This window comes from Nonomuraea sp. NPDC050786 (genome assembly GCF_040654115.1).
Taxonomy (GTDB): Bacteria; Actinomycetota; Actinomycetes; order Streptosporangiales; family Streptosporangiaceae; genus Nonomuraea.
The window spans coordinates 706,724-732,376 of the sequence record NZ_JBFAHJ010000001.1 but is presented as its reverse complement, the minus strand read 5'-3'; the positions used below and the strand labels follow the sequence as shown (position 1 = coordinate 732,376).

Annotated in this window: 18 protein-coding genes; 8 read left to right on the top strand and 10 right to left on the bottom strand. The window is 70.3% G+C overall.

Translation table 11 applies throughout. The annotated features are described in order from the left end of the window. The first annotated feature begins 50 nt into the window (after positions 1-50). From murA to AB0H84_RS03770, 3 genes are all read left to right on the top strand, one after another. Positions 51-1,316, top strand: coding sequence for a UDP-N-acetylglucosamine 1-carboxyvinyltransferase (gene murA, locus AB0H84_RS03780; RefSeq protein ID WP_357597621.1), 1,266 nt, complete (start codon positions 51-53; stop codon positions 1,314-1,316). Between the two features lie 201 nt (positions 1,317-1,517). Then, positions 1,518-2,807 (top strand): transcriptional regulator, encoded by a 1,290-nt coding sequence (locus tag AB0H84_RS03775; protein WP_357597618.1) that lies wholly within the window; start codon positions 1,518-1,520, stop codon positions 2,805-2,807. Between the two features lie 471 nt (positions 2,808-3,278). Next, entirely contained in the window at positions 3,279-4,289 is a 1,011-nt protein-coding gene (locus AB0H84_RS03770; RefSeq protein WP_357597616.1) for an EamA family transporter, read from the top strand. A gap of 61 nt (positions 4,290-4,350) precedes the next feature. On the opposite strand, the gene hisC is transcribed toward AB0H84_RS03770, so the two are convergent. The 5 genes from hisC to fbaA form a co-directional block, all read right to left on the bottom strand. Then, entirely contained in the window at positions 4,351-5,409 is a 1,059-nt protein-coding gene (gene hisC / locus AB0H84_RS03765) for a histidinol-phosphate transaminase (protein ID WP_357597613.1), read from the bottom strand. 48 nt (positions 5,410-5,457) lie between these two features. Further along, entirely contained in the window at positions 5,458-6,957 is a 1,500-nt protein-coding gene (locus tag AB0H84_RS03760; protein ID WP_357597610.1) for a serine/threonine-protein kinase, read from the bottom strand. Between the two features lie 92 nt (positions 6,958-7,049). Further along, positions 7,050-8,333 carry an adenylosuccinate synthase gene (locus tag AB0H84_RS03755; RefSeq protein WP_357597607.1) on the bottom strand — a complete coding sequence of 428 codons (1,284 nt, stop codon included), beginning with the start codon at positions 8,331-8,333 and terminating at the stop codon, positions 7,050-7,052. A 106-nt stretch (positions 8,334-8,439) separates the two neighbouring features. Then, positions 8,440-8,850, bottom strand: coding sequence for a DUF3151 domain-containing protein (locus AB0H84_RS03750; RefSeq protein WP_344999126.1), 411 nt, complete (start codon positions 8,848-8,850; stop codon positions 8,440-8,442). A gap of 34 nt (positions 8,851-8,884) precedes the next feature. Next, a complete protein-coding gene (gene fbaA, locus AB0H84_RS03745) occupies positions 8,885-9,907 on the bottom strand; it encodes a class II fructose-bisphosphate aldolase (protein WP_357597604.1) in 1,023 nt (340 codons plus the stop codon). 109 nt (positions 9,908-10,016) lie between these two features. On the opposite strand from fbaA, the gene AB0H84_RS03740 reads away from it, so the two are divergent. Together AB0H84_RS03740 and AB0H84_RS03735 are read left to right on the top strand one after the other, a co-directional pair. Next, positions 10,017-10,709, top strand: coding sequence for a DedA family protein (locus AB0H84_RS03740; RefSeq protein ID WP_357597602.1), 693 nt, complete (start codon positions 10,017-10,019; stop codon positions 10,707-10,709). Between the two features lie 62 nt (positions 10,710-10,771). After that, positions 10,772-11,179 carry a hypothetical protein gene (locus tag AB0H84_RS03735; protein ID WP_357597599.1) on the top strand — a complete coding sequence of 136 codons (408 nt, stop codon included), beginning with the start codon at positions 10,772-10,774 and terminating at the stop codon, positions 11,177-11,179. On the opposite strand, the gene pyrE is transcribed toward AB0H84_RS03735, so the two are convergent. Next, positions 11,176-11,709 carry an orotate phosphoribosyltransferase gene (pyrE, locus tag AB0H84_RS03730; RefSeq protein ID WP_357597596.1) on the bottom strand — a complete coding sequence of 178 codons (534 nt, stop codon included), beginning with the start codon at positions 11,707-11,709 and terminating at the stop codon, positions 11,176-11,178. The genes AB0H84_RS03735 and pyrE overlap by 4 nt on opposite strands. Before the next feature lie 123 nt (positions 11,710-11,832). On the opposite strand from pyrE, the gene AB0H84_RS03725 reads away from it, so the two are divergent. Both AB0H84_RS03725 and AB0H84_RS03720 read left to right on the top strand, forming a co-directional pair. Continuing rightward, entirely contained in the window at positions 11,833-14,148 is a 2,316-nt protein-coding gene (locus AB0H84_RS03725; protein WP_357597593.1) for a sigma-70 family RNA polymerase sigma factor, read from the top strand. 186 nt (positions 14,149-14,334) lie between these two features. After that, positions 14,335-15,546 carry an NYN domain-containing protein gene (locus AB0H84_RS03720; protein ID WP_357597590.1) on the top strand — a complete coding sequence of 404 codons (1,212 nt, stop codon included), beginning with the start codon at positions 14,335-14,337 and terminating at the stop codon, positions 15,544-15,546. Positions 15,547-15,742: 196 nt separating this feature from the next. Here AB0H84_RS03720 and AB0H84_RS03715 read toward each other — a convergent pair whose 3' ends face one another. Together AB0H84_RS03715 and AB0H84_RS03710 are read right to left on the bottom strand one after the other, a co-directional pair. Then, a complete protein-coding gene (locus AB0H84_RS03715; RefSeq protein WP_357597587.1) occupies positions 15,743-16,372 on the bottom strand; it encodes a response regulator in 630 nt (209 codons plus the stop codon). 2 nt (positions 16,373-16,374) lie between these two features. Further along, a complete protein-coding gene (locus AB0H84_RS03710; RefSeq protein ID WP_357597584.1) occupies positions 16,375-20,559 on the bottom strand; it encodes a HAMP domain-containing protein in 4,185 nt (1,394 codons plus the stop codon). A 471-nt stretch (positions 20,560-21,030) separates the two neighbouring features. On the opposite strand from AB0H84_RS03710, the gene AB0H84_RS03705 reads away from it, so the two are divergent. Continuing rightward, complete coding sequence (locus AB0H84_RS03705; protein ID WP_357597582.1) at positions 21,031-22,224, top strand: SpoIIE family protein phosphatase; 1,194 nt, start codon at positions 21,031-21,033, stop codon at positions 22,222-22,224. 108 nt (positions 22,225-22,332) lie between these two features. Here AB0H84_RS03705 and AB0H84_RS03700 read toward each other — a convergent pair whose 3' ends face one another. Both AB0H84_RS03700 and AB0H84_RS03695 read right to left on the bottom strand, forming a co-directional pair. Next, on the bottom strand, positions 22,333-24,099 hold the full coding sequence (locus tag AB0H84_RS03700; protein WP_357597579.1) for a prolyl oligopeptidase family serine peptidase: 1,767 nt from the start codon (positions 24,097-24,099) through the stop codon (positions 22,333-22,335). 144 nt (positions 24,100-24,243) lie between these two features. Next, positions 24,244-25,284 carry a putative RNA methyltransferase gene (locus AB0H84_RS03695; RefSeq protein ID WP_357597576.1) on the bottom strand — a complete coding sequence of 347 codons (1,041 nt, stop codon included), beginning with the start codon at positions 25,282-25,284 and terminating at the stop codon, positions 24,244-24,246. Positions 25,285-25,653 lie beyond the last annotated feature (369 nt).

The window sequence follows — 25,653 nt, the reverse complement described above, 5'->3', positions numbered from 1 at the left end:
CTACTGTTGGCCCGATCGAGCCTCACCGTTGATTTCAAGGAGCCGCACGAATGGTCCGTTACCGCGTGCGCGGTGGCAACGCACTGCGTGGAACCGCGTTCATCCAGGGCGCGAAGAACGCCGTGCTACCCATGATCGGTGCGGCTCTGCTCGCCGCCAAGGGCCGCACCGTCCTGCGCAACGTGCCGATCATCGAGGACGTCCGCCGCGCGATCGAGCTGGCCGAGGCGGTCGGCGCGTACGTCGAGCTGCACGAGTCCGAGCGCACGCTGGTCATCGACGCCTCCAGGGTGAACAGCCCCGTGCTGCCCGCCGCGATCGCCAGGCGCTTCCGCGGCTCTGTGCTGTTCACCCCCGCGCTGCTCCACCGGCTGGGCGAGGCGATCGTGGAGGGCGTCGGCGGCTGCAACCTCGGCAGCCGCAACCTCGACTTCCACTACCTCGGCTACAAGCGGCTGGGCGCCATCGTGGACGAGGGCGACACCGTCATCCACGTCAAGGCGTCCGGCCTGACCGGCGCGACCCTCTATCTCGACACCCCCTCACACACCGGCACCGAGAACCTCATCATGGCCGCCGCCCTGGCCAAGGGCACGACGGTGATCGAGAACGCGGCGCTGGAGCCCGAGGTGCTCGACGTCATCGACATGCTCACCAAGATGGGCGCGCGGATCAGCGGCGGCGGCACGGGGTTCATCACCGTGGAGGGCGTGGAGGAGCTGCACGCGGTCGAGCACACGGTGATGCCCGACCGGCTCGACGCCGGTGTGTTCGCGATGGCCGCGGCCATCACCGGGGGCGAGCTGAGCCTCGTGGGCACGGGCCTCGACCTCGGCGTCGTCCGCTACAAGCTGGAGCAGATGGGGGTCGAGTTCGCCCGCCAGGGCGCCGTCCTGCACGTGCGGTGCGAGGGCCCGCTGCGGCCCATCAACATCATCACCGACACCTACCCCGGCTTCGCCACCGACCTGCAGTCCCCGATGATGACCGTCGCGGCGCTCGCCGACGGCACCAGCTACATCCACGAGCGCATCTTCGACGGCAGGTTCGCCCTGGCCGGAGAGCTGAACAAGATGGGCGCGAACGTCGAGGTCGACGGCAGCCGGGCCGTGGTGCGCGGCAGGACGCCGCTGATCGGCACCCAGGTGACGGCCCACGACCTGCGCTCGGGCATCGCCCTGGTGCTCGCCGGGCTCGCCGCCGAGGGCGAGACCGTGATCGACTCCGGATACCTCATCGACCGCGGCCACGCGCATCTCGCCGCCCGAATGCGCGCGCTCGGCGCGGACATTACACGAGAGATTTCAGAGCGCTAAAAAACGCTGGAAAAACCTCGTTGAGCTGCTAGGACATCTTGTCGGGCGGTCAACCTCTACGGCTTTCCGGAAAAGTCGGGCGTGACATTACGGCCCCCGCGAGCGATCGTTCCAAAAGAGAGCACTGCAACGGACGGCAGGATGGGACGAACATTGGTCGATAGGGCCGAAGAAACTCCCCGAGTGTCACGCCCGGGCGCTATGACACCGGACCTAACCATTGGCGTGGTCGGACCTCACGACCTGGTCGAGCGAGTCATGCTGATGGGTCATGCCGCGGCACCATTGCCGTGTCGCCTTGTCGCGGCCGCATACCGCGACGAACAGGAGGCACCGGACAAGGTGACGCGGCTCGGTCCCGGAGTCGACGCATGCCTGTTCGCCAGCCCGGTCCCTTATGACCTGGCCAGGCGTTCCGGCGTGCTGACGATGCCCGCGACGTACGTCCAACTCGGCGGAGCAGCATTGGTGGCGGCGCTGGCCAAGGCCGCGCTGGACCCCCGCATCGACCCGCAACGGGTCAGCATCGACGTGGTGAGCAGGGCCGATGTCGAGGAGGCCTACACGGACCTCGGCATCCCCGCCGCTGACGTGCACAGCCGCGACGAGCCGGGCGCCACCGGCACGATCGCGGCCTATCATGAGCGCCTGCTCAGGCAGGGGGCGACCTCCGGGGCGCTGACGTGCCTGCCCGCGGTGGGCGAGCGCCTGCACGCGGCAGGTGTGCCGGTCATCAGGATCAGGCCGACCTCGGGCGCGGTCCGCACGGCGCTGCACACGGCGGCGCTGCTGGGGGCGCATCACCGGCTGGAGGAGTCGCAGCTGACGGTGGTCCTGGTGGAGGTGCCGACGCTGCGCGAGCCCGTACGCCGCGCCGCCCCCCGCTACTGGCGCGACGAGCTGCGGCTGTCGCTCCACCGGCTCCTGGTCCAGGAGGCGAACCGGATGAACGCCACCGTCTGGCCCATCGACGATCACAGCTATCTGGTCACCGCTACCAGAGGCTCGATCGTCGCGGCGACGGACGGGTTCAGGGTGCTGCCGTTCGCCGGCAGGATCAGGGACGAGCTCGGCCTGGCGGTCGAGGTCGGCGTGGGCATGGGGCGCACGACGCACGACGCGGAGTCGCACGCGCGGGCGGCGCTGGCCCGCACGCAGGCGGGCAAGCAGGCGCAGGGGTTCGCGGTGGACCGCGAAGGGCGAGCGCTCATCCCCGCCCCCCGCATGCCACCCGCCGGATCGGCCGCGCTCAAGCCGAAGGGCGTGGAGGTGCTGGCCCGGCTGGCGGCCAAGCTCGAGGGTGGGGACACCGTGGTCGACGCCGAGGGGGCGGGCAAGATGCTGGGCGTCACGCCCCGCACGGCCCGGCGGTTGCTGCGCACGCTGGTTGACGAGGGACTCGCGTGGCCGCTCCCGCCGAACCGCACACCCCAGCCTGGCCGTCCACGCCAGCTCTACCGGCTGATCGTGGAGAAACTCGGTCCCCGATGAGCACCCGGTCCCAGGGGAGTGCCGTGCTTGAGCCCGTCGCCTGATGGCGGCGGGCTCTCGTCCGCCGCACAGGGATGAGCGGTTCTGGGGCGAATGGGTGCTTTGTCGTGACCTGTGGCAGACGATGATATTGACAACCAATGTCATCTGTGCGAACTCCCACATTGACACCAGGGAAGTTATTGGTTGACCCGTGTAGATGCGGGTATGTTCTCGGACGCCCCCGATCGACGAGATTCGGACGGGGGCGCCAAATTCTTTCCGGCGCCGGCCCTGCCGCTCGGTGAGCCGAGTCGCGCGCACCCCGTGTGTGTTTCTGGCCGGGCCGCCGTTCTTTCGCCCAACATCACGTGCACGGCACGAAGCCGTGGTAGCGATGCGAGCGGTTTCGGGCCGGTTCGTCCGGCGTTGCGGGTTCCAGGTCCGATGCCCGCCGGGGCGTGTCGGAGCCTGCCTGTATTGTCATGAGTCATGAAGTTAGACACCACTGACAGCCGTGCTCCGATCATGGTCTGGGGCGCCCTGGCCATCGTCTACGTGGTGTGGGGTTCGACGTATCTCGGGATCGGCCTCGCGATCGAGTCGATCCCGCCCATGCTCAGCGGGGCCATGCGGTTCATCGTCGCCGCCGCCCTGCTCGCCGGCTTCCTGCTGGTGCGGTCGGGGCCGGCGGCCCTCAAGATGTCGCCCAGGCAGTTCCTCGGCGCGGCCTTCGTGGGCGTCCTGCTGCTGACCCTGGGCAACGGCATGGTGTCGGTGGCCGAGCAGTACATCTCCACGGGCCTGGCGGCGCTTCTGGTGGCCTCGGTGCCGCTGTGGCTGGTCGTGTTCAGGTTCGCCGTGCGGGACCGTCCCAAGGCCCTCACGCTCGTCGGCGTGCTGATCGGGCTCGGTGGGGTCGCCGCGCTCTCGCTGACCGGCGCTCAGGGTGGCAGCGGTGTCGGGATCGTGGTGATCCTGCTCGCCTCGGTGTCATGGTCCGTGGGCTCGTTCCTGTCGGGCAGGATCCAGATGCCGGCCAACCCGCTCGCCGCCAGCGTGGTCGAGATGGTCGTGGGCGGCGCCGGGCTGCTGGTGCTCGGCACCGGGTCGGGCGAGCGGCTCGACCTGTCGGCCGTCACCACCAGATCCTGGCTGGCGCTGGCCTACCTGATCCTGGTGGGGTCCCTGATCGCCTTCACCGCGTACTCGTGGCTGCTCGGCAACGCCCCCATCTCGCTGGTTTCCACCTACGCCTACGTCAACCCGGTCGTGGCGGTCGCGCTCGGCGCGCTCGTGCTGCACGAGCCGGTCACGACGCAGGTGCTCGTCGGCGGCCTGGTCATCCTGGCCGGCGTGGCGCTGGTGATCTCGACCGAGCGGAGAAAGCCGAAGCGCGTCCTCGAAGACGGCGACGCCGGCGTCGGTGCGAGCGGCGGACAGGAGCCACGGCCCGCGCGACAGCAGGACGACCCCGCGGTCGAGCGGGGCCGCCGCGGCTGATCAGCCGCGGAAGGCGCTCGCCGTGGATGGTCAGCCGTGGAAGGCGCTCGCCGTGGGCTGATCAGCCGCGGAAGGCGCTCGCCGCGGCGAGGAAGGCGTCGTTGGCCTCCGGGTCGCCGATGGACACGCGGGCGCCCTCCCCCGCGAACGGCCGCACGGCCACTCCCTCGACCGCGCATGCCGCGGCGAAGTCCATGGTGCGCTCGCCGAGCCTGAGCCAGACGAAGTTGGCCTCGGTGGGCGGCACCGTCCAGCCCTGGGCGATCAGCGACTCGCGCACCCGCGTGCGCTCCTTGACCACCCGCTCGACCCGCTCCAGCAGCTCGTCCTCGGCCTGGAGCGAGGCGATGGCCGCCACCTGGGCGAGGTGGTTGACCGCGAAGGGGACGATCGTCTTGCGCACGGCCGTCGCCACCGGCTCGTGCGCGATCAGGTAGCCGACCCGCAGGCCCGCCAGCCCGTATGCCTTGGAGAACGTACGCAGGACGCAGACGTTCGGCCGGTCGCGGTAGAGGGTCAGGCCGTCGGGGACGTCCTCGTCGCGCACGTACTCGCGGTAGGCCTCGTCCAGCACCACCAGCACGTGCTCCGGCACCCGGTCCAGGAACGCCTCCAGCGCGCCCCGGCGGATGGCGGTGCCGGTCGGGTTGTTGGGGTTGCACACGAACACCATGCGGGTGTCGTCGTTGATCGCCTCCGCCATGGCGTCCAGGTCGTGGTCCTCGCCGGCCAGCGGCACCCTGACCGACGTGACCCCGGCCAGGTCGGCCAGCAGCGGGTACGCCTCGAACGACCGCCACGCGTACACGACCTCGGCCCCGGGCTCCCCGACCGACTCGAACAGCTGCTGCGCCACCGTGACGGAGCCCGCGCCCAGGGCGATGTGGCCGACCGGCACGCCGAACCGCTCGGCGATGGCCTCGGTCAGCTTGACCGCCCCGGGGTCGGGGTAGCGGTTGATCTGCCGCGCACCCTCGGCGATGGCCTCGACCACGGACGGCAGCGGGTCGTACGGGGACTCGTTCGACGACAGCTTGTACGACCGGCCGTCGGGGGCCACGACGGCCTTGCCCGGCTTGTAGGCGGCCATGGTGTCCAGGATCTGGCGGAAACGAGGCATGACCCAACCTTATGAGGCCCGGCAGTCTGAGGCACCAACCAGGGCGCGTCAGCGGTACTTGTCGAGGGCGGCCGCGACGAGCCCGGCCGCCCGGTCACCGGTGGCGAAGCCGGGCCGCCGCTGGTTGGCGTAGATGAGCACCCAGACGTTCGCCAGGTAGAAGGAGATCTGTGTCCGATAGAGCCGCAGCCCGCCGAGGTCCCATTTCTGCGTGAAACTGTACGCCGCGTCGCCCACGTCCGGCCCCTTGCGGAGCTTGGTCCCCGGGACGCGCTTCGGCTCCTCCTTCATGTTCTTGACCGTCTGCTCATGGGCGGCGCTTGCGCTCCAGCTGGAGGTGATGGCGCTGACGTGCAGCGAGGTGCCGTCCCCCTTGGTCCACATGCAGCTGCCGGCGGACAGGTACTGGCGCTTGGCCGGAGCGCCCAGCATCGAGCGCACCTGGGCGCCGGTCAGCAGGTCGCACGCCTCGAAGGCGCGTTTGATCTGCGGCGTCGTCGGCGTCGGCGGGCCGAATTTCGGCACCGAGTAGGTCGGCATCGAGTAGGTGACCGGAGGTGAGAGCGCGAAGCCGAGGATGCGGACGACGTTCGGAAACAGGCGCGGCACGACCACGACCGTCGCCGCCACCGTCAGCACCGCCGCCAGCACGGCGCCCACGGCGAGCTTGGTCCGGCCCCGTCGAGGCGCGCGTACCGGCCTGGTCTGCCTCTGTCTCAGGGGCGGGTCGGTCGCGGGGCTCCCCCGGTGGACGGCCTCCAGCGAGCGGCCCGCCTCGTCCGGCAGGCAGCGCCGCGCCGGGTCCTTCTCCAGGATCGCGGCCAGCACGGGCGCGAGGGGTCCCGCCAGCCGGAAGGGGGCCGGCTCCTGCATCAGCACGGCCGCCAGCACGGCGGCGGTGTTCGGGCCGGCGAACGGCGGGCCGCCCTCCACCGCCGTGAAGAGCGTGGCGCCGAGCGACCACAGGTCGGCGGGCGGGCCGTCCGTCTCGCCCCTCAGGCGCTCGGGCGCGATGTAGCCGGGCGAGCCGGTCAGGAAGCCGGACTGGGTGAGCGCGGAGTCTCCGGCGATGGTCGCGATGCCGAAGTCGGTCAGCAGCACCCGCCCGTCGTCGGTGAGCATGACGTTGGCGGGTTTGACGTCCCGGTGCAGGACGCCCGACGCGTGCGCGGCCCCGAGAGCGTCGAGCACCCGCAGGCCGATCCCGGCGACCTGCTGCGGCGGCAGCGGGCCGCTGTTACGCACGGCCTGGTCGAGGGAGCGGCCGCGGACCAGTTCCATGACGATCCACGGCCGCCCGCCGTCGAGGACGACGTCGTGCACGGTGACGATGGAGGGATGGGAGCGCAGCCGCGCCGCGGCCCGTGCCTCGCGGAGCGTGCGTTCGGTCAGCTCGGTCCGCGAGGCCGCGTCGAGGTCCGGCGGTAACTTGACCTCCTTGACGGCGACCTCCTGCTGGAGCAGCTCGTCCGTCGCCCGCCAGACCGTGCCCATGCCGCCCTCGCCGAGCTGTGACTGCAGCCGGTAGCGGCCCGCGAGCAACGTCACCGCGCCCCCTCTCCGATCTTCCGTGGCCCTCTGTCAATATCACGGGCGACAGGGGCAAATCAGGCGGTAGGGGGAACGGGCCGATCGCCGGATCAGACGAGCGAGCGCACCACGACGGTCTGGTCGCGGCCGGGGCCGACGCCGATGGCCGAGATCGGGGCGCCGCTCATCTCCTCCAGCGCCCGCACGTACGCCTGCGCGGTGGGCGGCAGGTCCTCGAACGACTTGGCGCTGGTGATGTCCTCCTGCCACCCCGGCAGTTCCTCGTACACCGGAACGGCGTGGTGGAAGTCCGTCTGCGTCATCGGGATCTCGTCGTGCCGCACCCCGTCCACGTCGTAAGCGACGCACACCGGGATCTTCTCCAGCCCGGACAGCACGTCCAGCTTGGTGAGGAAGTAGTCGGTGATCCCGTTGATCCGGGTCGCGTAGCGGGCGATGACCGCGTCGAACCACCCGCAGCGCCGATTGCGGCCGGTGGTGACGCCGTACTCGCCGCCCGTCTGCCGCAGCCAGTCGCCCACCTCGTCGGTCAGCTCGGTCGGGAACGGGCCGGAGCCGACGCGGGTGGTGTACGCCTTGAGGATGCCGATGATCTTGGTGAGGCGGTTCGGCGGGATGCCGGCGCCGGCGCAGGCCCCGCCCGAGGTGGGCGAGGAGGACGTGACGAAGGGGTACGTGCCGTGGTCGATGTCCAGCAGCGTGCCCTGGCCGCCCTCCAGCAGCACGAACTTGCCCTCGTCCAGCGCCTTGGAGAGCACCAGCGAGGTGTCGGCGATGTGCGGCTTGAGCCGCTCGGCGTAGGCGAGGTACTCCTCCAGGACGGCGGAGGGCTCGATGCCGCGCCGGTTGTAGACCTTGGTCAGTACCTGGTTCTTCTCGGTCAGGGCGACCTCGATCTTCTTCGCCAGGATGCCGGGGTCGAGCAGGTCCTGCACGCGCACGCCCATGCGGGCGATCTTGTCGCCGTACGCCGGCCCGATGCCTCGCCCCGTGGTGCCGATCTTGGCCTTGCCGAGGTAGCGCTCGGTGACCTTGTCGAGGGCCTTGTGGTGGGGCATGATCAGGTGCGCGTTGGACGAGATGAGCAGCCGCTCGGCGGAGATGCCGCGCGCGGCCAGCCCGTCGATCTCGCTCAGCAGCACCCCGGGGTCGATGACCACGCCGTTGCCGATGACAGGCACGACATCAGGCGACAGGATTCCCGTGGGTAGGAGATGGAGCGCGTATTTCTGATCCCCGATGACCACGGTGTGTCCCGCGTTGTTGCCACCCTGATAGCGGACGACGTAGTCGACGTCGCCACCGAGCAGGTCGGTGGCCTTGCCCTTGCCCTCATCGCCCCACTGGGCGCCAACGAGAACGGCAGCCGGCATGGTTGTGTCTCCCGTGCACAAATCGAAACCCCTGGCGCAAGCGCGACAGGGGCTCTTGCGTAGAGAGACTACCCGAACGTGCCCATACGTCCCAAGACAGCTGTCGCTAGCCCTTGGTGAGCACGTCGTAACCGGTCTCCGTGCTGTCCTTGAGGAACTGCAGGCACCGCTCGGCCTCGTCCTTCTCGCCGATCGCCTGGGCGGCCCTGGACAGGGCGTACAGGCAGCGCAGGAAGCCGCGGTTGGGCTCGTGCTCCCACGGGATGGGCCCGTGTCCCTTCCAGCCGTTGCGGCGCAGCTGGTCGAGCCCGCGGTGGTAGCCCGTGCGGGCGAAGGCGTAGGAGGTGACGGCGTGGCCCTGCGCGAAGTACTCCTCCGCGAGCGACGCCCACGCCGCCGGATGGGCGGGGAAGCGGGCGGCCACGTCGGCGGCCTTGGCGCCCGATTCGAGCGCCTCCCTGGCCTCGGGCAGATCCGGCAGTTGAGTCGGGGGCGGCCCGGCGAGAAGGTTATCCATACGACAAGTCATACCCGCCGGGCCGCGAAAGGCGCTACGAGATCTTCGTCCCACTCGACTTGAGGTTCTGGCACGCCTCCACGACGCGCGCCGCCATCCCGGCCTCGGCGGCCTTGCCGTACGAACGCGGGTCGTACGCCTTCTTGTTGCCCACCTCGCCGTCCACCTTCAGGACGCCGTCGTAGTTGCGGAACATGTGGTCCGCGACCGGCCTGGTGAAGGCGTACTGGGTGTCGGTGTCGATGTTCATCTTGACGACGCCGTACGAGATGGCCTCGTGGATCTCCTCGAGCGACGAGCCGGAGCCGCCGTGGAAGACCAGGTCGAACGGCTTCTCCTTGCCGTACTTGGCCCCGACCGCGTCCTGGAGCTCCTTCAGCACGCTCGGCCGCAGCTTGACGTGGCCCGGCTTGTAGACGCCGTGCACGTTGCCGAACGTCGCCGCCAGGATGTAGCGGCCCTTCTCGCCGAGGCCCACCGCCTCGGCGGTGGCCAGCGCGTCCTCGGGGGTCGTGTAGAGCTTCTCGTTGATCTCGCCGACGACGCCGTCCTCCTCGCCGCCGACGACGCCGATCTCCATCTCCATGATGACCCGCGCCCTGGCGCACTTGTCCAGGAGCTCCTTGGCGATCTCCAGGTTCTCGTCGAGCGGCACGGCGGAGCCGTCCCACATGTGCGACTGGAAGAGCGGGTCGAGGCCCTTGGAGACCCGATCGAGGGAGATGTCGATCAGCGGCCGCATGAAGCCGTCGAGCTTGTCCTTGGGGCAGTGGTCGGTGTGCAGCGCCACCGTGACGGGATATTTCGCGGCCACGACCCGCGCGTACTCCGCGAGCGCCGTCGCGCCCGTGACCATGTCTTTTACGGTGGCCCCTGACAGGAATTCGGCGCCGCCCGTGGAGACCTGGACGATGCCGTCGCTCTCCGCCTCCGCGAAGCCGCGCAGGGCGGCGTTCAACGTCTGCGAGGACGTCACGTTGATCGCCGGGTAGGCGAATCCGCCGGCCTTGGCCCGGTCGAGCATCTCAGCGTAGACCTCTGGAGTCGCAATAGGCATGATTCATCTCCCTGAGAAGTTACGGCTTCGCGCCAGGCCCAGTATTCCGGGTCAGTACCCCGTGTGGTAGACACAACGCGTTTGTGCCCGCTACGGGTAGGCTCTCGGCGTGGACTGGCTCTGGAATCTCCTCGACCCGACGTGGTGGCTGACCGTGTTGGGGGCTTTTGCGACGATCGGCGTTCTCGCGATCATCTTCGCCGAAACCGGTTTGCTGCTCGGGTTCTTCCTGCCTGGCGACTCGCTGCTGGTGGCCGCGGGGATTTTCAGCTCGGCCGCGGTGGCCGACGGAATGAACATCGAGCCTCTCTCCATGCCGGTCCTGCTGATCGGCACGCCGCTGTGCGCCATTGCGGGCGCTCAACTGGGGCATTTCCTGGGGGCCAGATTCGGCCGCAAACTCTTCGACAAACCTGATTCGCGGTTGTTCAAGAGGGAGCACGTCGTCAGGGCCGAGGAGTTCTTCGAGAAGTTCGGTCCCGCCAGGGCGGTGATCCTGGCCAGGTTCGTGCCGATCGTGCGCACGTTCATGAATCCCGTCGCGGGCGTGCTGGAGATGCCGGCCAAGCGCTTCTTCCTGTGGAACGTCGTCGGCGGCGTGGTCTGGGTCGAGGGCCTGCTCCTGCTCGGCCACTATCTCGGCAGCAAGGTCGACCCCAAGCAGATCGACAGGTACATCCTGCCGGGCGTCTTCGTCATCGTGCTCATCTCGCTGATCCCGATCATCGTCGAGGTGATCAAGAAGCGCAGGGAGCGTAAGAACATTCCCGCGCCCAACGGCAAGCACCACCGCGTGCACTGACCCGAAAACCGGGTGTTACCCGGGGTACGCTGCCCACTGTGGGACGCCACAGGTCAGATCCGATGGGCCTTGCCCGCCTGGCGCTCGCCCTCCTCGCCGCGGGCGCCGTGGTGACGCTCCTCGTCATCGGCGCTCGCGCGCTGCTCGGCTCGTCCGGCGCGACGCAGGAGCGGGAGCGTGCCGTCGCCGCCACGACCGGCCCGGTCACGGCGGCCACCGCGCGGGAGCCGACCGTGCGCATCGAGTGCGTCGCCGAGACCTGCCCGATCGTCACGGTACGCGTGCCGGGCGGCGACGTGCTGCAGTACCGCGAGATGAGCAGGGGCGAAGAGGTCAGCTACTTCGAGCCGGAGCTCGACGTCGTGCTCAGCGACGCGGGCACGGTCCGCGTCACCGAGAACGGCAAACCCAGGGAGCAGGGCAAGGACGGCGAACGCGACGCGTTCACCGTCAAGAGCCGCGGCGGCTAGAGCCCGAGGTCGTCGAGGGTGAAGGCCGAGCGGTACTCCAGGCCCTCGCCGGTGATGCGCTCCCTGGCGCCCCTGTCGATGATCGTCGCCACGGCCACGACCTCGGCCCCCGCCTCGCGCAGCGCCTCGACGGCCGTCAGCGGCGAGGCGCCTGTCGTGGAGGTGTCCTCGACGGCCAGCACGCGCCGCCCCTTCACCTCGGGGCCCTCGATCCTGCGCTGCATGCCGTGCTGCTTCTGCGCCTTGCGGACCACGAACGCGTCGAGCGTGCGCCCGCGCGCCGCCGCCGCGTGCAGCATCGCGACCGCCACCGGGTCGGCCCCCAGCGTGAGCCCGCCCACCGCGTCGAACTCGAGGTCCGCCGTCAGGTCGAGCATCACCTTGCCGACGAGGGGCGCGGCCACGCCGTCGAGCGTGATGCGGCGCAGGTCGAGGTAGAAGTCGGCCTCCATGCCGGAGGAGAGGATGACCTTGCCGTGGACGACGGCCTTGCTCTTGATCTCGGCCAGCAGGTTGTCGCGATCCGTCATGCGTCCAAGCTTATGGGCCTGCCAGAAGGTCTCGACTCGGAGGCAAAGGCACGGACGCGGTTTAGTCATCGCCGATAGTGCGGAATGAATGCGCGGGCAACCCCGCGTAATCGTGAGGTCACTATGGGTGTCGAATCGCCGCAAAGCGATGCAGAGCTCCTTCAGGCGGTCAGAGAGGGCAACGCCGCCGCCTTCGGGCTGCTCTACGAGCGCCACGTCGCCGCCGCCCGCGCGCTGGCCAGGCAGCTCGTCTCCCGCGTCGAGGTGGAGGACGTGGTCGCGGAGTCCTTCACGAAGATCCTCGATCTGGTGGGCAGGGGCGGCGGGCCCGAGTCCGGCTTCCGTACCTACCTGCTGACCGTGGTGCGGCGCACGGTCCACGACCGCTCCAGGATCGAGGGCGGCGAGATGACCGCGGGGGAGTACGACCCGGGGGTGCCGTTCGTCGATGCGTCGCTCGTCGGGCTGGAGAGGTCGCTGATCGCCAGGGCGTACCTGTCGCTGCCCGAGCGGTGGCGGGCGGTGCTCTGGCACATCGAGGTGGAGCGGTGCAGACCGGCCGAGGTGGCCCCGCTGCTGGGCCTGTCCGTCAACGGCGTGTCGGCGCTCGCGTACCGGGCGCGGGAGGGGCTGCGGCAGGCGTACCTGCAGATCCACCTGGGCTCGCCGCCGCGGCACGACTGCCGCCCCGTGCTCGGCAAGATGAGCGCGTACGTGCGGGGCGGGCTGACCAGGCGTGACGCCAAGGAGGTCGACGAGCATGTGAGCGGCTGCGAGGAGTGCCACGGGGTGCTGCTGGAGCTGACCGACGTCGACCGCGGGCTCCGCGTCATGGTCGGGCCGCTGATCGCGGGGCCGGTCTTCGGCGGGTACGCGGCGGCACAGGCCAGGTCGGCCGCGGCGGCCGTCGGCGCGCGCGGGCTGCTGCGGGTGCTCGGCCGGGCGCGACGGGCGCCCAGGCACCAGCAGGCCGCGATGGCCGGCGGCGTGGCGGTGACGATGGCCATGGTGACCGTGCTGGTGCTGCTCTCCGACGACAGGCCGGGCAGGCGGCCCGTCGCCGCGCCGGTCGCCGAGCCGCCGGCCTCGGTGCAGCCGGTGCCGGTGCCGCTGCAGAGCGAGGAGCCCGCCAGGGTGCCCCCGCCGCCGGTCAGGAGCGGGCCGCCGGCCCAGGCGCGGCTGCGCGCCACGATCGACGCGCTCGGATCGCTCGTACGGGCCCGGCCCGGCATCGTCGGCATGCGGCTGCGCAACTACGGCGGAGCCGCCAGCGAGAGGCTGACGGCGTTCGTCCAGCTGCCGGCGGGTGTGGCGCTCGTCCCGCCCGCGCGGCGCGCCCGCCACGAGGCGGCCGGCACCGTGGACGGCTGGTCGTGCCGGGCGGCGGGACGCGGCGCGCGGTGCGCCAGGGCCCCGCTGGCGGCCGGTCAGGGCACGGCGCTGTTCCTGCGGGTGCGGGTGTCAGGTGCGGCGCCGCAGGGCGCGGTGCCCGCCGTCCGGGTGGACGCGGGCCCGCTGCACGTCACGGCCCAGGCCGAGGAGGGCGTACGGCCGGTGGGCGCGCCGGCCAGGTTCGCCACCGACGGCCGGGTGGCCGTCAGGGCGATCGGCAACTCGCTGCTGAGCTGCCCGGAGGAGCGCGCGGGGTGCCTGGAGGCCCGGCAGCGCCGGCGCGGCCAGCGCGACAACGACCTCTGGCCGATGACCGCGCTCGACCGGGACGACGACCCCGGCACCCACACGTCCAGCGGAGCCGAGCTGGCCCTGCCGAAGGGCAGCAGGGTCGTGTGGGCCGGGCTCTACTGGTCCGCGAGCACCGCGGAGGCCGGGCCCATCAAGCTCCGGCCGCCGGGGCGGCGCGACTACGTGACGGTCCAGCCCGGCGACGTGGCCGTCCGTGAGCTGCCGCTCGGGCCCGTTTACCAGGCGTACGCCGACGTCAGTGAGCTGGTCGCCGCCTCCCGCAGGAGCGGCACGTGGTGGGCGGCCGACGCGCCGCTGGAGGAGGGAGTGTCCCGGCATGCCGGGTGGAGCCTGGTGGTGATCGTCACGGACCCGGCGGAGCCGTACAGCCAGGCTGTGGTGCTCGACGCGGCCACCGTGGTCGGGGGTGCGGCGCGGCGGGTGCGTCTCCCGCTGGGCGGGCTGAGCCCGGCCGCCTCGCCCGCCAGGGTCGAGCTGGTGACGTGGGAGGGGGACGCCGATCTCCAGGGCGACAAGGTCTCGCTCGGGTCCGGCGCGCTGGCCCCCGCGAACGGTGACCGAGATCCCGCGAACGTCTTCGACGAGTCGTCGAGCGGCGCGGCGGAGATGACGTTCGGCGTGGACGTCGACACGATCAGCGCGGAGCTCGGCGTGGACCCGGGGCTCACGGTCGCCACGGACAAGGACGTCGTCCTGCTGGGAGCGGCCGCGTTGAGTGTGCGTGCGCGACAGTGACCCTAATTTGGACAAACTGGTACGGTCTTCCTGGCCGATCTGGTGTGTTAGCGGGCGAGTGCCGAATCGTCTGGATTAACCCTCGCGCGATCACCTGCTTTCATTACCCTGAGAGAGGGCCGCCAAGTCCGGTCTCTGACGGTGCAGAGCCAGCAAGGTCGGACCACCATGAAAGGGGCGGTGCTAGTGGATCGCTGTGCGCTGTTCGTGGACGCCGGCTATCTGCTGGCTGACGGAGCGATGGCCGTGCACGGCACGCGTCATCGCGAAGCGGTTGCCTGGGACTACCCCGGGCTGCTCCAGCTGATGACCGGCCTGTCGCGCGAGCGCACCGGCCTGCCGCTGCTTCGGTGCTACTGGTACGAGGCGACGGTCGAAGGCCGGCGCACGCCGGAGCACGACGCGCTGGCCGACATACCGGGCCTCAAGCTCAGGCTGTCGCGCATCCGGCCGGGCCGGCGCGAGGGCGTCGACGCGCAGGTCCATCGCGACCTCATGACACTCGCCCGCAACAACGCCATCTGCGACGCGGTGGTGGTGAGCGGCGACGAGGACTTGGCGCAGGTCGTGTGCGACGCGCAGGACCTCGGCATCAGGGTGAGCGTGATCCACGTCGCGGCCGAGGGCGGCTGGGCGGTGTCCCGCTCGCTGCGGCAGGAGTGCGACGACCTGGTCGAGCTCGGGGCCGTGCACCTGCGCCCCTACGTCAGCCTGGTCTCGGGGGCCGCCGAGTCGTCCAACGGCCATCAGCCGGTCAGCAACGGGCAGGCCGCCCACTCGCTGCCGCCCGCCCAGCCCTCCCTGCCGCCGTCGCTGCCCCAGATGCCGCCCTCCAGCGGCAGCCACGCCGCCGGCTCGTCGTCCTCCGCCGCGCCGTCCCCGTCCTCGTCCAACGGGTCGTCGTCCGGGCGCGGGCAGTCGTCCACGCCGCCCGCGCTGCCGACGTACTCCAACTACCAGCCCGAGCAGCCGCCGCCGGCCGCGCCGCCGTCGTCGGCTCCCGTCACCGGGCACGTCCAGTCGCAGTCGCCCAGCACCGGGCAGTTCGCCGCGCCGTCCTCCAGCGGGACGTACCAGCCTTCGCAGCTGGGGCCGTACACGGGGCCGCAGCCCGCCCCCGTCAACCCGCCCTCGGCCGCCACCGCCGGTGCCACGACTCTGGCGGACGCGGTCAAGTCCGCCCATCGGGAGGGGCACGACTTCGGCGAGTCCGTCGCCCGCGACGCGCCCGCGCTCTGGCTGGAGGCCGTGCTGGCGCGCAAGCCGCGCATGCCCTCCGACCTGGAGGCGCGGCTGTTGCAGGGGTCTTCGCTGCCTATCGACTTCCTGCTGCACGACGAGGTACGGCACGCGCTGCGGCGTGGCTTCTGGGACGCCTTGGAACGCGCCCGCCACTGACTCGCCGCACCTTCACCGGTCTTGTGACCTGCGCCGCCTTCTGACTTCGACCCGGCCCAGGGGGTGGGCCGGCGGTGGTGGCGCCGTTGGGCCACGGCGCCCGTCCACCGTGCGCCCCGCTCACCGTGCGGTCGTCCAGTGCGCACCGCCCACCGTGCGGGCGCGCGCCAGTCGTGTGGTGACGTAGCCGGGGCGGTCAGGACAGGGCGTCGAAGCCGGCGCGGAGGTGGCTGAGGCGGTCCGTCAGGTCGGACAGGGGTGCGGCGAGCGCCGGGTCCTGGGACTTGCGGGCCAGCTCCCGCACCCGGGCCAGCTCGTCCTCCACCGCCGTCAGCCGCCGCGACAGCTCGGGCAGCACCGACGCGTGGTCCCCGACGCCGGGCGGCAGCTCGCCGGTCAGGCGGTCGCGGAGCATGGACGCCTGCTCGGCCAGCCGCTTGTTCATGTTGTACAGCTCGGCGAAGACCGACACCTTCGCCCGCAGGACCCACGGGTCGAACGGCTTGGTCAGGTAGTCGACCGCACCGGCCGCGTAGCCGCGGAAGGCGTAGTCGGGCGCGCTGTCCACCACGGTCAGGAAGATGATCGGGATGTTCCTGGTGCGCTCCCGCCGCTTGATGTGCGCGGCCGTCTCGAACCCGTCCATGCCGGGCATCCGCACATCCAGCAGGATCAGCGCGAACTCGGTGTTGAGCAGCGCCTTGAGCGCCTCCTCGCCCGACCTGGCGCGCACCGGCACCAGGTCGAGAGAGCTGAGGATGGCTTCGAGAGCGATCAGGTTCTCCTCGCGGTCGTCGACGAGGAGGATCTTGGCTCGATCCGGCACGATCACGACCCTTCGGCTGCTGAGGCTGATGAGTCGGACGTGGCGCCGCGTCCGCGGCTGAGCCAGCCCCGCAGGCGTTCGAGCAGGCGGTCCACGTCGACCGGCTTGGGTACGTAGTCGGACGCGCCGGAGGCGATGCTCTTCTCGCGGTCGCCCCGCATGACCTTGGCGGTCAGCGCGATGATCGGCAGATCGGCGAACTGCGGCATGCGCCGGATGGCCGAGGTGGTGGCCCAGCCGTCCATCTCCGGCATCATGATGTCCATCAGCACGAGCGCGACGTCCTCGTTCCGTTCGAGCTGCTCGATCCCCTCCCGACCGTTTTCAGCGTAGACGACGGTGGAACCGTGTCGCTCCAGAACGCTGGTCAACGCGAAGACGTTTCGGATGTCGTCGTCCACGATGAGGATCTTGGCGCCGCTGAGCGGGTCGTCGCCCTGCCACTGGATCGGCGTCTCCATCGGCGGCTCGACCAGCTCCGGCATCGGCAGGTCGAGCGGCATCGGCGGCTCCGGCACGGCCGCCGCCTGCTCCTCCGACGGCGCCGTCATCAGCTGCCGCCGCGTCCCGCCGGTCTCGGTCACGGCCAGCGGGCCGGTGTACGAGGCCGGCAGGTAGAGCGTGAACGTGCTGCCCTGGCCGAGCTCGCTGTCGACGTGGATCTCGCCGCCGAGCAGCCTGGCGATGTCGCGGCAGATGGCGAGGCCCAGGCCCGTGCCGCCGTACTTGCGGCTCGTGGTGCCGTCGGCCTGCCTGAACGCCTCGAAGATGACGTCCCGCTTGTCGGGTGCGATGCCGATGCCGGTGTCGATCACGTGGAAGGCCAGCAGGTTGTCCGCCTCGTGCAGGCTGTCGTCGTCGAAGTCGACCCCGAGCGGGGCCATCGAGACGCGCAGCTTGACCTCGCCGCGCGGGGTGAACTTCACCGCGTTGGAGAGCAGGTTGCGCAGCACCTGCTGCAGGCGCTGCTCGTCGGCGCGCAGCTCCTGCGGCACGTCGGACTCCACCTCGGCGCTGAACGACAGCCCCTTGTCCTGCGCCAGCGGCGCGAACGCGGCTTCGAGCAGGTCGACCATCTTGGGCAGCGACACCTTGATCGGGTGGATGTCCATCCGGCCCGCCTCGACCTTGGACAGGTCGAGCATGTCGTTGATGAGCTGGAGCAGCGAGGAGCCCGCGCTGTGGATCGTACGGGCGAACTCCACCTGCTGCGAGGTCAGGTTGCCCTCGGCGTTCTCGGTCAGCAGCTTGGCCAGCACGAGCAGGCTGTTGAGCGGCGTGCGCAGCTCGTGGGACATGTTCGCGAGGAACTCGGACTTGTAGCGCGAGGAGACCGCGAGCTGCTCCGCGCGCTCCTCCAGCGTGCGGCGGGCCTGCTCGATCTGGAAGTTCTGGATCTCGATCGCGCGGTTCTGCTTGGCCAGCAGCGCCGCCTTGTCCTCCAGCTCGGCGTTGGACCTGCGCAGCTCCTCCTGCTGGCGCTGGAGCTCGTCGGAGCGCTCCTGGAGCTCCCTGGTGAGCCGCTGCGATTCGGTCAGCAGGTCTTCGGTGCGGGAGTTGGCGATGATCGTGTTCATCGTGACGCCGATGGTCTCGACGAGCTGGCGCAGGAAGTCGAGGTGCACCTCGCCGAACGGCGTGAACGAGGCCAGCTCCAGCACGCCGAGCACGCGGCTCTCGAACAGGATCGGCAGCACCACGATCTGCGCGGGCGTGGACTGGCTGAGCCCGCTGTCGATGGTGATGAACTCCGGCGGCACGTCGTCGAGCATGATGTGCCGGCCCTCGGCCGCCGCCTGCCCCACGATGCCCTCGCCGATCGCGAACCGCTGGCGCGGCCCCCTGCCGGGGCGCACGCCGTACCCGCCGATCAGCAGCAGCTCGTGGTCGCCTTCGGGGTCGATGCTGTAGAAGGCGCCGTAGCGGGCCGAGACCAGCGGCGTCAGCTCGCTCATCGTCAGCTTGGCCACCTCGAGCAGGTCGCGGTGGCCCTGCATCAGCCGGGAGATGCGGGCCAGGTTGGACTTGAGCCAGTCCTGCTCCTGGTTGGCCTGCGTGGTCTCGCGGAGGTTGGCCACCATCGAGTTGATGTTGTCCTTGAGCTCCGCCAGCTCGCCCTTGGCCTCGACGGCGATCGAGCGGGTCAGGTCGCCGCGGGCCACGGCGCTGGTCACGGTGGCGATGGCGCGCACCTGGGTGGTGAGGTTGCCGGCCAGCTCGTTGACGCTCTCGGTGAGCCGCTTCCACGTGCCCTCGACGCCCTCGACCCGCGCCTGGCCGCCGAGCTGTCCTTCGGAGCCCACCTCCCGCGCGACTCGGGTCACCTCTGAGGCGAACGACGACAGCTGGTCCACCATGCGGTTGATGGTGGTCTTCAGCGCCAGGATCTCGCCCTGGGCGTCCACGTCGATCTTGCGGGTGAGGTCGCCGTTGGCCACGGCCGTGGTGACCTCGGCGATGTTACGCACCTGGGAGGTCAGGTTGTTGGCCATGAAGTTGACGTTGTCGGTGAGGTCCTTCCAGACGCCCGACACGCCGGTCACCCGGGCCTGGCCGCCCAGCTGACCCTGCGTGCCCACCTCGCGGGCGACTCGGGTGACCTCGTCGGCGAAGGAGGACAGCTGGTCCACCATCGTGTTGAGGGTGTCCTTGAGCTGCAGGATCTCGCCCTGCGCGTCAACGGTGATCTTCTTCGACAGGTCGCCCTGGGCCACCGCCGACGACACGGTCGCGATCTGGCGCACCTGGGAGGTCAGGTTGTTGGCCATGAAGTTGACGTTGTCGGTGAGGTCCTTCCAGACCCCGGACACGCCGCGCACCTGCGCCTGGCCGCCCAGCTGGCCCTCGGTGCCCACCTCGCGGGCGACGCGGGTCACCTCGGAGGCGAACGACGACAGCTGCTCGACCATCGTGTTCATGGTCGACTTGAGCTCGAGGATCTCGCCCTGGGCGTCCACGTCGATCTTGCGGGTGAGGTCGCCGTTGGCCACGGCCGTGGTCACCTGGGCGATGTTGCGCACCTGGTACGTCAGGTTGTTGGCCATCGAGTTGACGTTGTCCGTCAGGTCCTTCCAGACGCCGGACACGCCCTTCACCTCGGCCCGGCCGCCCAGCTTGCCCTCGGTGCCCACCTCGCGGGCGACGCGGGTGACCTCGTCGGCGAAGGAGGACAGCTGGTCCACCATCGTGTTGAGGGTGTCCTTGAGCTGCAGGATCTCGCCCTGCGCGTCAACGGTGATCTTTTTCGACAGGTTGCCCTGGGCCACCGCCGTCGCCACGGTCGCGATGCTGCGTACCTGGGAGGTCAGGTTGTTGGCCATGAAGTTGACGTTGTCGGTGAGGTCCTTCCAGACGCCCGACACGCCGGTCACCTGCGCCTGGCCGCCCAGCTGGCCCTCGGTGCCCACCTCTCGGGCGACCCTGGTGACCTCCTCGGCGAAGCCGGAGAGCTGGTCCACCATCGTGTTGACGGTGTTCTTCAGCTCGAACATCTCGCCCACCGCGTCGACCGTCACCTTGCGGCTCAGGTCGCCCTTGGCCACGGCGGTGGTCACCACGGCGATGTCGCGCACCTGCGCCGCCACGCGGGAGGACATCGTGTTGACGGCCTCGGTGAGGTCGCGCCAGCTCCCCGACATGCCGCGCAGGTTGGCGCTGCCGCCCAGGCGACCCTCCGTGCCGGCCTCGCGGGCCACCCTGGTCACCTCGGAGTTGAACAGGGCGAGCTGGTCGACCATGCCGTTGATGGCCTTGCCCAGGCGCCGAACCTCGCCTCTGGCCGAACGGTCGAGATCGATCCGGCGTGACAGGTCTCCCTTGGCGACCGCGTCGATCACGTCGGCCGCGCCGCTCACCGGGCTCACCAGGGCGTCGATCAGCTGGTTGACCGACTCGACGCCCTCCGCCCAAGCGCCGACGCCGGGCCCGGGGGTCAGCCGCTCGCCGAACCGGCCTTCTTTGACGATTTCTTTGCGTACGCGGACCAGTTCGTTGGCAAGATGCTCCCGGCGGTCGGCCACTTCGTTGAGCAGCAGCCGGACCTCGCTGAGGATCCCTGGAGGCGCATGAGGGACACGACGCCGGAAATCACCGTCACGCCAAGAGAACAATGTCTCAAGGATGGGCACGAGATCCGACTCGGTATAGGTCCTCTCCTCCGTGATTGGCGTGGCCTTGGCCGTGGTCATGGGGCCTCCTTCACTCGCGGCGGGCTCCGGCGAGTGATTCAAGTCTGTCACGATGAGTAGCTCGCAGTCCTGCCCTTGGATTTACCCCAAGACAGTGGGAAGTGTGGTAGGCACGTGGGGATGACTGCTTCTCCCCATGCGGTGCTGGCTGCGACGTTCGCGCCTGGCGATACCGCTGTGACGGCCGCGATGAGGTTCACGCGCGAGGTGATGACCGCGTGGGCCACCGGCGGCGTGCTCCACACCGCTGAGCAGGTCGCGGGGGACTTGGCCGAACAGGTGGTTGATGAGCCGTTTGAGGTGATTTGGAAGCATTTCGGGGACGCTGTACAGGTCGAGTTGAAGCAGAGATACCTCTCCCAGGGTGATCCAAAAGCTCCTTCCGCGAACGTCGAAGAGTGGGGAGTCACCTTCACGGGTGATTCTCGTGTCCATTGGGCCAGACTCACGCTACCTGGCTCCACGGACCGAGTGGCCGCCGAATGGCTGGAGGAGGGCTCCCGGGGGCCGCACTGGCTGGGATTTCTGGCCGACGCCAGCGACCTGCTCGCGGGCACCCTCGACCCCGACATGGTCCCGGCGATCATCGCGCAGGTCGTGGTGCCCCGGCTGTCGAGCTGGTGCGCCGTCTACACCGCCGACAGCACGGCCGGGCCGCTGCGGCTGGCCTATCTCTGGCACGCCGACGAGGCCAGGATAGACGGACTGCGCGAGCAGCTCGCCGAGATGGACGTCGCCGCCGCGGACACCAGCGTGACCTCGGCCCTCCACCTGGCCGACTCGCAGGTGCTCGCCGTGCCGCTCATGGCACGCGGGCGCGGCCTCGGCATGATGTGCCTGGGCCGGCCCGACCGCTTCCCCGACGAGGTCATCCAGTTCGCCGAGGACATCGGCAGGCGCGCCGCCCTGGCCATGGACAACGCCAGGCTCTACGCCCAGCAGGCCGCCGCCAACCGGGCGCTGCAGCGCAGCCTCCTGCCGCCCAACGAGCCGGAGGTCCCCGGCCTCGACTACGGCGTCATCTACGAGCCGGCCGGCGAGACCAACGAGGTCGGCGGCGACTTCTACGACCTGTTCAAGGCGGGCGACGACTCCTGGCGGTTCGCGATCGGCGACGTCTGCGGCACCGGCCCCGAGGCCGCCGCCGTGACCGGGCTGGCCCGCCACACGCTGCGGCTGCTGGCCCGTGAGGGGTACGGCGTCGCGGCGGTGCTCGGGCGGCTCAACCAGGCGATCCTGGAGGAGGGCGAGCGCGCCAGGTTCCTCACGCTGCTGCACGGCGACATCACGCCCTTGGCGACCGGCCTCGAGGTGCGCCTGGTCTCGGCGGGGCACCCCGAGGCGCTGCGACTCAAGCCGAGCGGCAAGGTCGAGGCGGTCACCACGCCGCAGTCGTTGCTGGGGGTCTTCCACGAGGTCGTGTTCGAGGCCGACACCGTGCATCTCGACCGTGGCGACGTGCTGCTGGCCGTGACCGACGGGGTGACGGAGCGGCGCTCGGGCGGCCGGCTGCTCGACGACGACGGCGGCCTGGCCAAGCTGCTGGCCGAGTGCGCGGGGCTGTCGGCCAGGGCGGTGGCGGAGCGCATCCGCAGGGGCGCGGCCGACTTCGCCTCGGAGCCGAGCCAGGACGACCTGGCCATCCTGGTGCTGCGCGCCCGCTAGCTCCCGGCCCAATTGGCGCCTCCCTGTGACAGCGTGGGCGCATGTTGTCACCAAGATCGGCCGACGATCAAGCCAAGAAGTCGGCCAGCTTCTTACAGGGTGTCAAGTTTACTGTGGATTTACGTGCTTCCTGGCGAAATCGAGCTGGAGCGCGAGCTGCGCGATCCGCTGGGCGACCACGAGCGAGCCGCGGATGGCGTCGTAGGTGTAGACCTCGTGATCGCGCCCGTGCTCGGCGAGCTTGGCCACGTACTTCTCGATCTGGCGCAGCGGGCAGCGCGTGTCGTCCTCGCCGGCGAGGATCAGCAGCGGGCTCTTGACCTGGTCGACGTAGGTGATGGGGGAGCTGCGCGCGTACCGCTCGGGCTGCTCGTCGGGCGAGCCGCCGAGCAGCGCGCGGTGGTAGGCGCGCAGGCTCTCCGCCTCGTCCTCGTACGCGGTCTGGTGGCAGGCGATCGGCGCCGCCGCGATGCCGGCCGCCCACAGGTCCGGCTGCGTGCCGAGGCCGAGCAGCGTGAGGTAGCCGCCCCACCCCGAGCCGGCCAGCACGATCCGGTGCTCGTCGGCGATGCCGCGATCGACCACGCACCGGCGTACGGCGGCCACGTCGGCCAGCTCGATGTGCCCCACGTCGCCGTGGAGCGCGTCGCGCCAAGCGGAGCCGTACCCGGTCGAGCCCCGGTAGTTGACGCGCACCACCGCGAACCCCGCGTCCACCCAGGCGGCGACCTCGGGTGAGAACACGTCGCGGTCGTGCGCCGTCGGCCCGCCGTGCAGCAGGAAGACCGTGGGGTACGGGGCGCTGCCCACCTCGGGCTTGGAGATCAGCGCGTGGATGCGGCCGCCCTCGCCGTCGACGTCCATGTCCTCGACGGGGACGCTCGGCGGAGCGGGCGGGCCGCTGGGGTTGACCACGACCTGGCCGTTGGTGGAGCGGATGATCGGCGGGCGGGAGGCGCTGGACCAGGAGTACTCGACGTGGCCGCTGGGCCGGGGGGCCGCCTCGTCGATCACGCCGTGCGGCGTCTCGAGGAGGGTCAGACCGCCGCCCGCGAGGTCGTAGCGGTGCAGGTAGCTGCGGGCGCGGTGGTCGCGCCGGATGAGCAGGCCGCGGCCGTCGCCGTACCACTCGGCGTCGAGGTCGCCGGGGTCCTTCAGCCAGATCTCGCGCTGCTCGCCGGTCACCGGGTCCCAGACCAGAGGCTCGTGGCGCTCGCGGCGCTCGTGCAGGGCGAGCAGGCGGCGGTCGCCGATGACCGGGGCGAATCTGAGTCCGGTGACGCCCTTGGTGGGGCCGTCGTACAGCTCGCCCACCGTGTGGCCGTTCTGGCGGATGACGCGGAGTGCGGGGTGACGGAAGTCGCCGTACTCGCCATGATTGATCGCGATGAGGGAGCCGTCGAGGGTCATGTCGGCCACCCAGGCAGCTTCGCCGTGCTCGTACAGGAGCTTCGTCGGCTCGCCGTCGCGTACGAGATGGACCTTGAACGTGCCCTCGCTGGCCATGGTGATCGCCGCGACGCCCGTCGTGGACAGGGCGATGCCGCCGGGCTGGCCGGGCGGCAGGTCGGGGGCCACCTGCTCGTTGGGGCCGCCGTTGAACGGCTGGCGCCACCACACGCCGAACTCGTCGCCCTCGGTGTCGGCGAACCAGTAGATCCACTGGCCGATGGGGTCGATGGCCGCGTACGCGGTGCCCCTGGGCCGGTCGGTGACCTGGCGGGTGGCGCCGGTCACGCGGTCCCAGGCGTAGACCTCCCAGGTGCCGGTGGCGTTGGAGCGGTAGATGGAGCGGTTCGGGGCCTGGCGCGCCCAGGACGGCAGCGTCATGCGCGACGCCCGGAACCTGGCCTGCCAGCGTTCCTCCGCCTTCATCCGGTGCGCCCCCTCCCTTTGCTGCCCCGCGCCTCCGGGCGAGGGATGTCGTCCAGTATTGCGCCTGTTCCGCAGAAATACTCAGGGAATGTGGGGGAATTTCGGACTAAATGCCCCATCAGTAACACCAGTCCCACTTGCCCGTCAAGGAACGGGCCTTGATCGGGTCACCGGCTCGAAGATAGACAGGTGAAACGACGCTTGCGTTCGCACTTTTTGCTGCCTTTTCGCGACATTCTGGGAGATAAATCCCGCGATTCGCTGATTCAGCTCGTCCGGGTCGGTATGCCACGCACTCGGGCCCATCCCGACCACCTGGGCGATGTCGTCATGCCCCAGCTCCATCTCGAACTCGATCGTGCGCCGCTCCGACTCGACGAAGCCCTCCAGGCTCCGCGCCAGCCTGCGCTCCTTCTCCTCGTCCACGGAGAGCAGGCCCAGCTCCTCGACGAGCGGGCTCAGGTGCCGCCTGGCCGGGGTCACGACCACCGCGACGCCTCCGGGCCGGAGGATCCTCCTGAACTCGGGCCCGTTCCTGGGCGCGAACACGTCGATCACCACGTCGGCCACCCCGTCCCTGATGGGGAGCGGGCGCCACACGTCGGCCACGAACGCCCCTGCCCTGGGATGCACCCGCGCCGCCCGGCGCACAGCGTGCTTCGACACATCGAACGCCATCCCGATGCCATCGTTCACCGCGTTGAGCACGGCCGCCAGGTAGTGCCCGGTGCCCGTGCCCGCATCGACGATCACCGGCGCGGCCCAGCCCTCCGCGCGACGACCGCCGGTCATTTCCGGTTCGTACGCAAGGCGTTGTGACCCCGCGCCGTAACCGGCCTCCACTCCCGCCCCACGGTACGCCCTCAACTCCGCGCCGTCATTCGTTTCGGTGGAGTGCTCACGTTTTGCTCGACCGTTCTGGCCGCACGCGTACTTTCGCACGGTTTCTGCCACTGCCTCTTGCAGCGGTGCATAGTGACCCGCATCGAGAAAGCGCGCCCTCGCGGCCACCATCTCGGGGCTGTCGGCCGTCCCCGGGGGTTTGCTGCCTACGAGCAGGCTCACGTAGCCCTGCTTGGCCACGTCGTACGCATGTCCGTCGGCGCACCGCAGCGCGTCGGCGTCGAGCCGCACACCGGCTCGGCAGACGGGGCAGACGAGATATTCGACGATGTCGGCCAGCATGCCGCCCATTCTCGTCCACCGCTCGAGGACCCTCCTCGACGGGGTTCCGCCCCGCCGCGCGCTGCGCCGGGCTCCGCCGCACATCGTCTCGCCGACGCGGCGCATGGAAGGAGTCGTCGCAGCCGCGATGCGCCGTGGTCGCGCCACCGGGTTTCCTTGGGGCGTTCGCCTCTGGTGGTGGAGGCGCCGTCGCACCTGCGATGTGCGATCCGAATGGGGCGCCTTTGGGTGTCGCCTTCGGCGTGTGGGGGCCGCGAACAGGGTGAGGCGGTGGAGAGTGCGGGCCGCGAGTAGGGGTGGCGGTGGGGAGTGCGGGCCGCGAGCAGAGGGCGGCGGTGGGGAGTGCAGGCCGTAAGGAGGAAGGCGCAG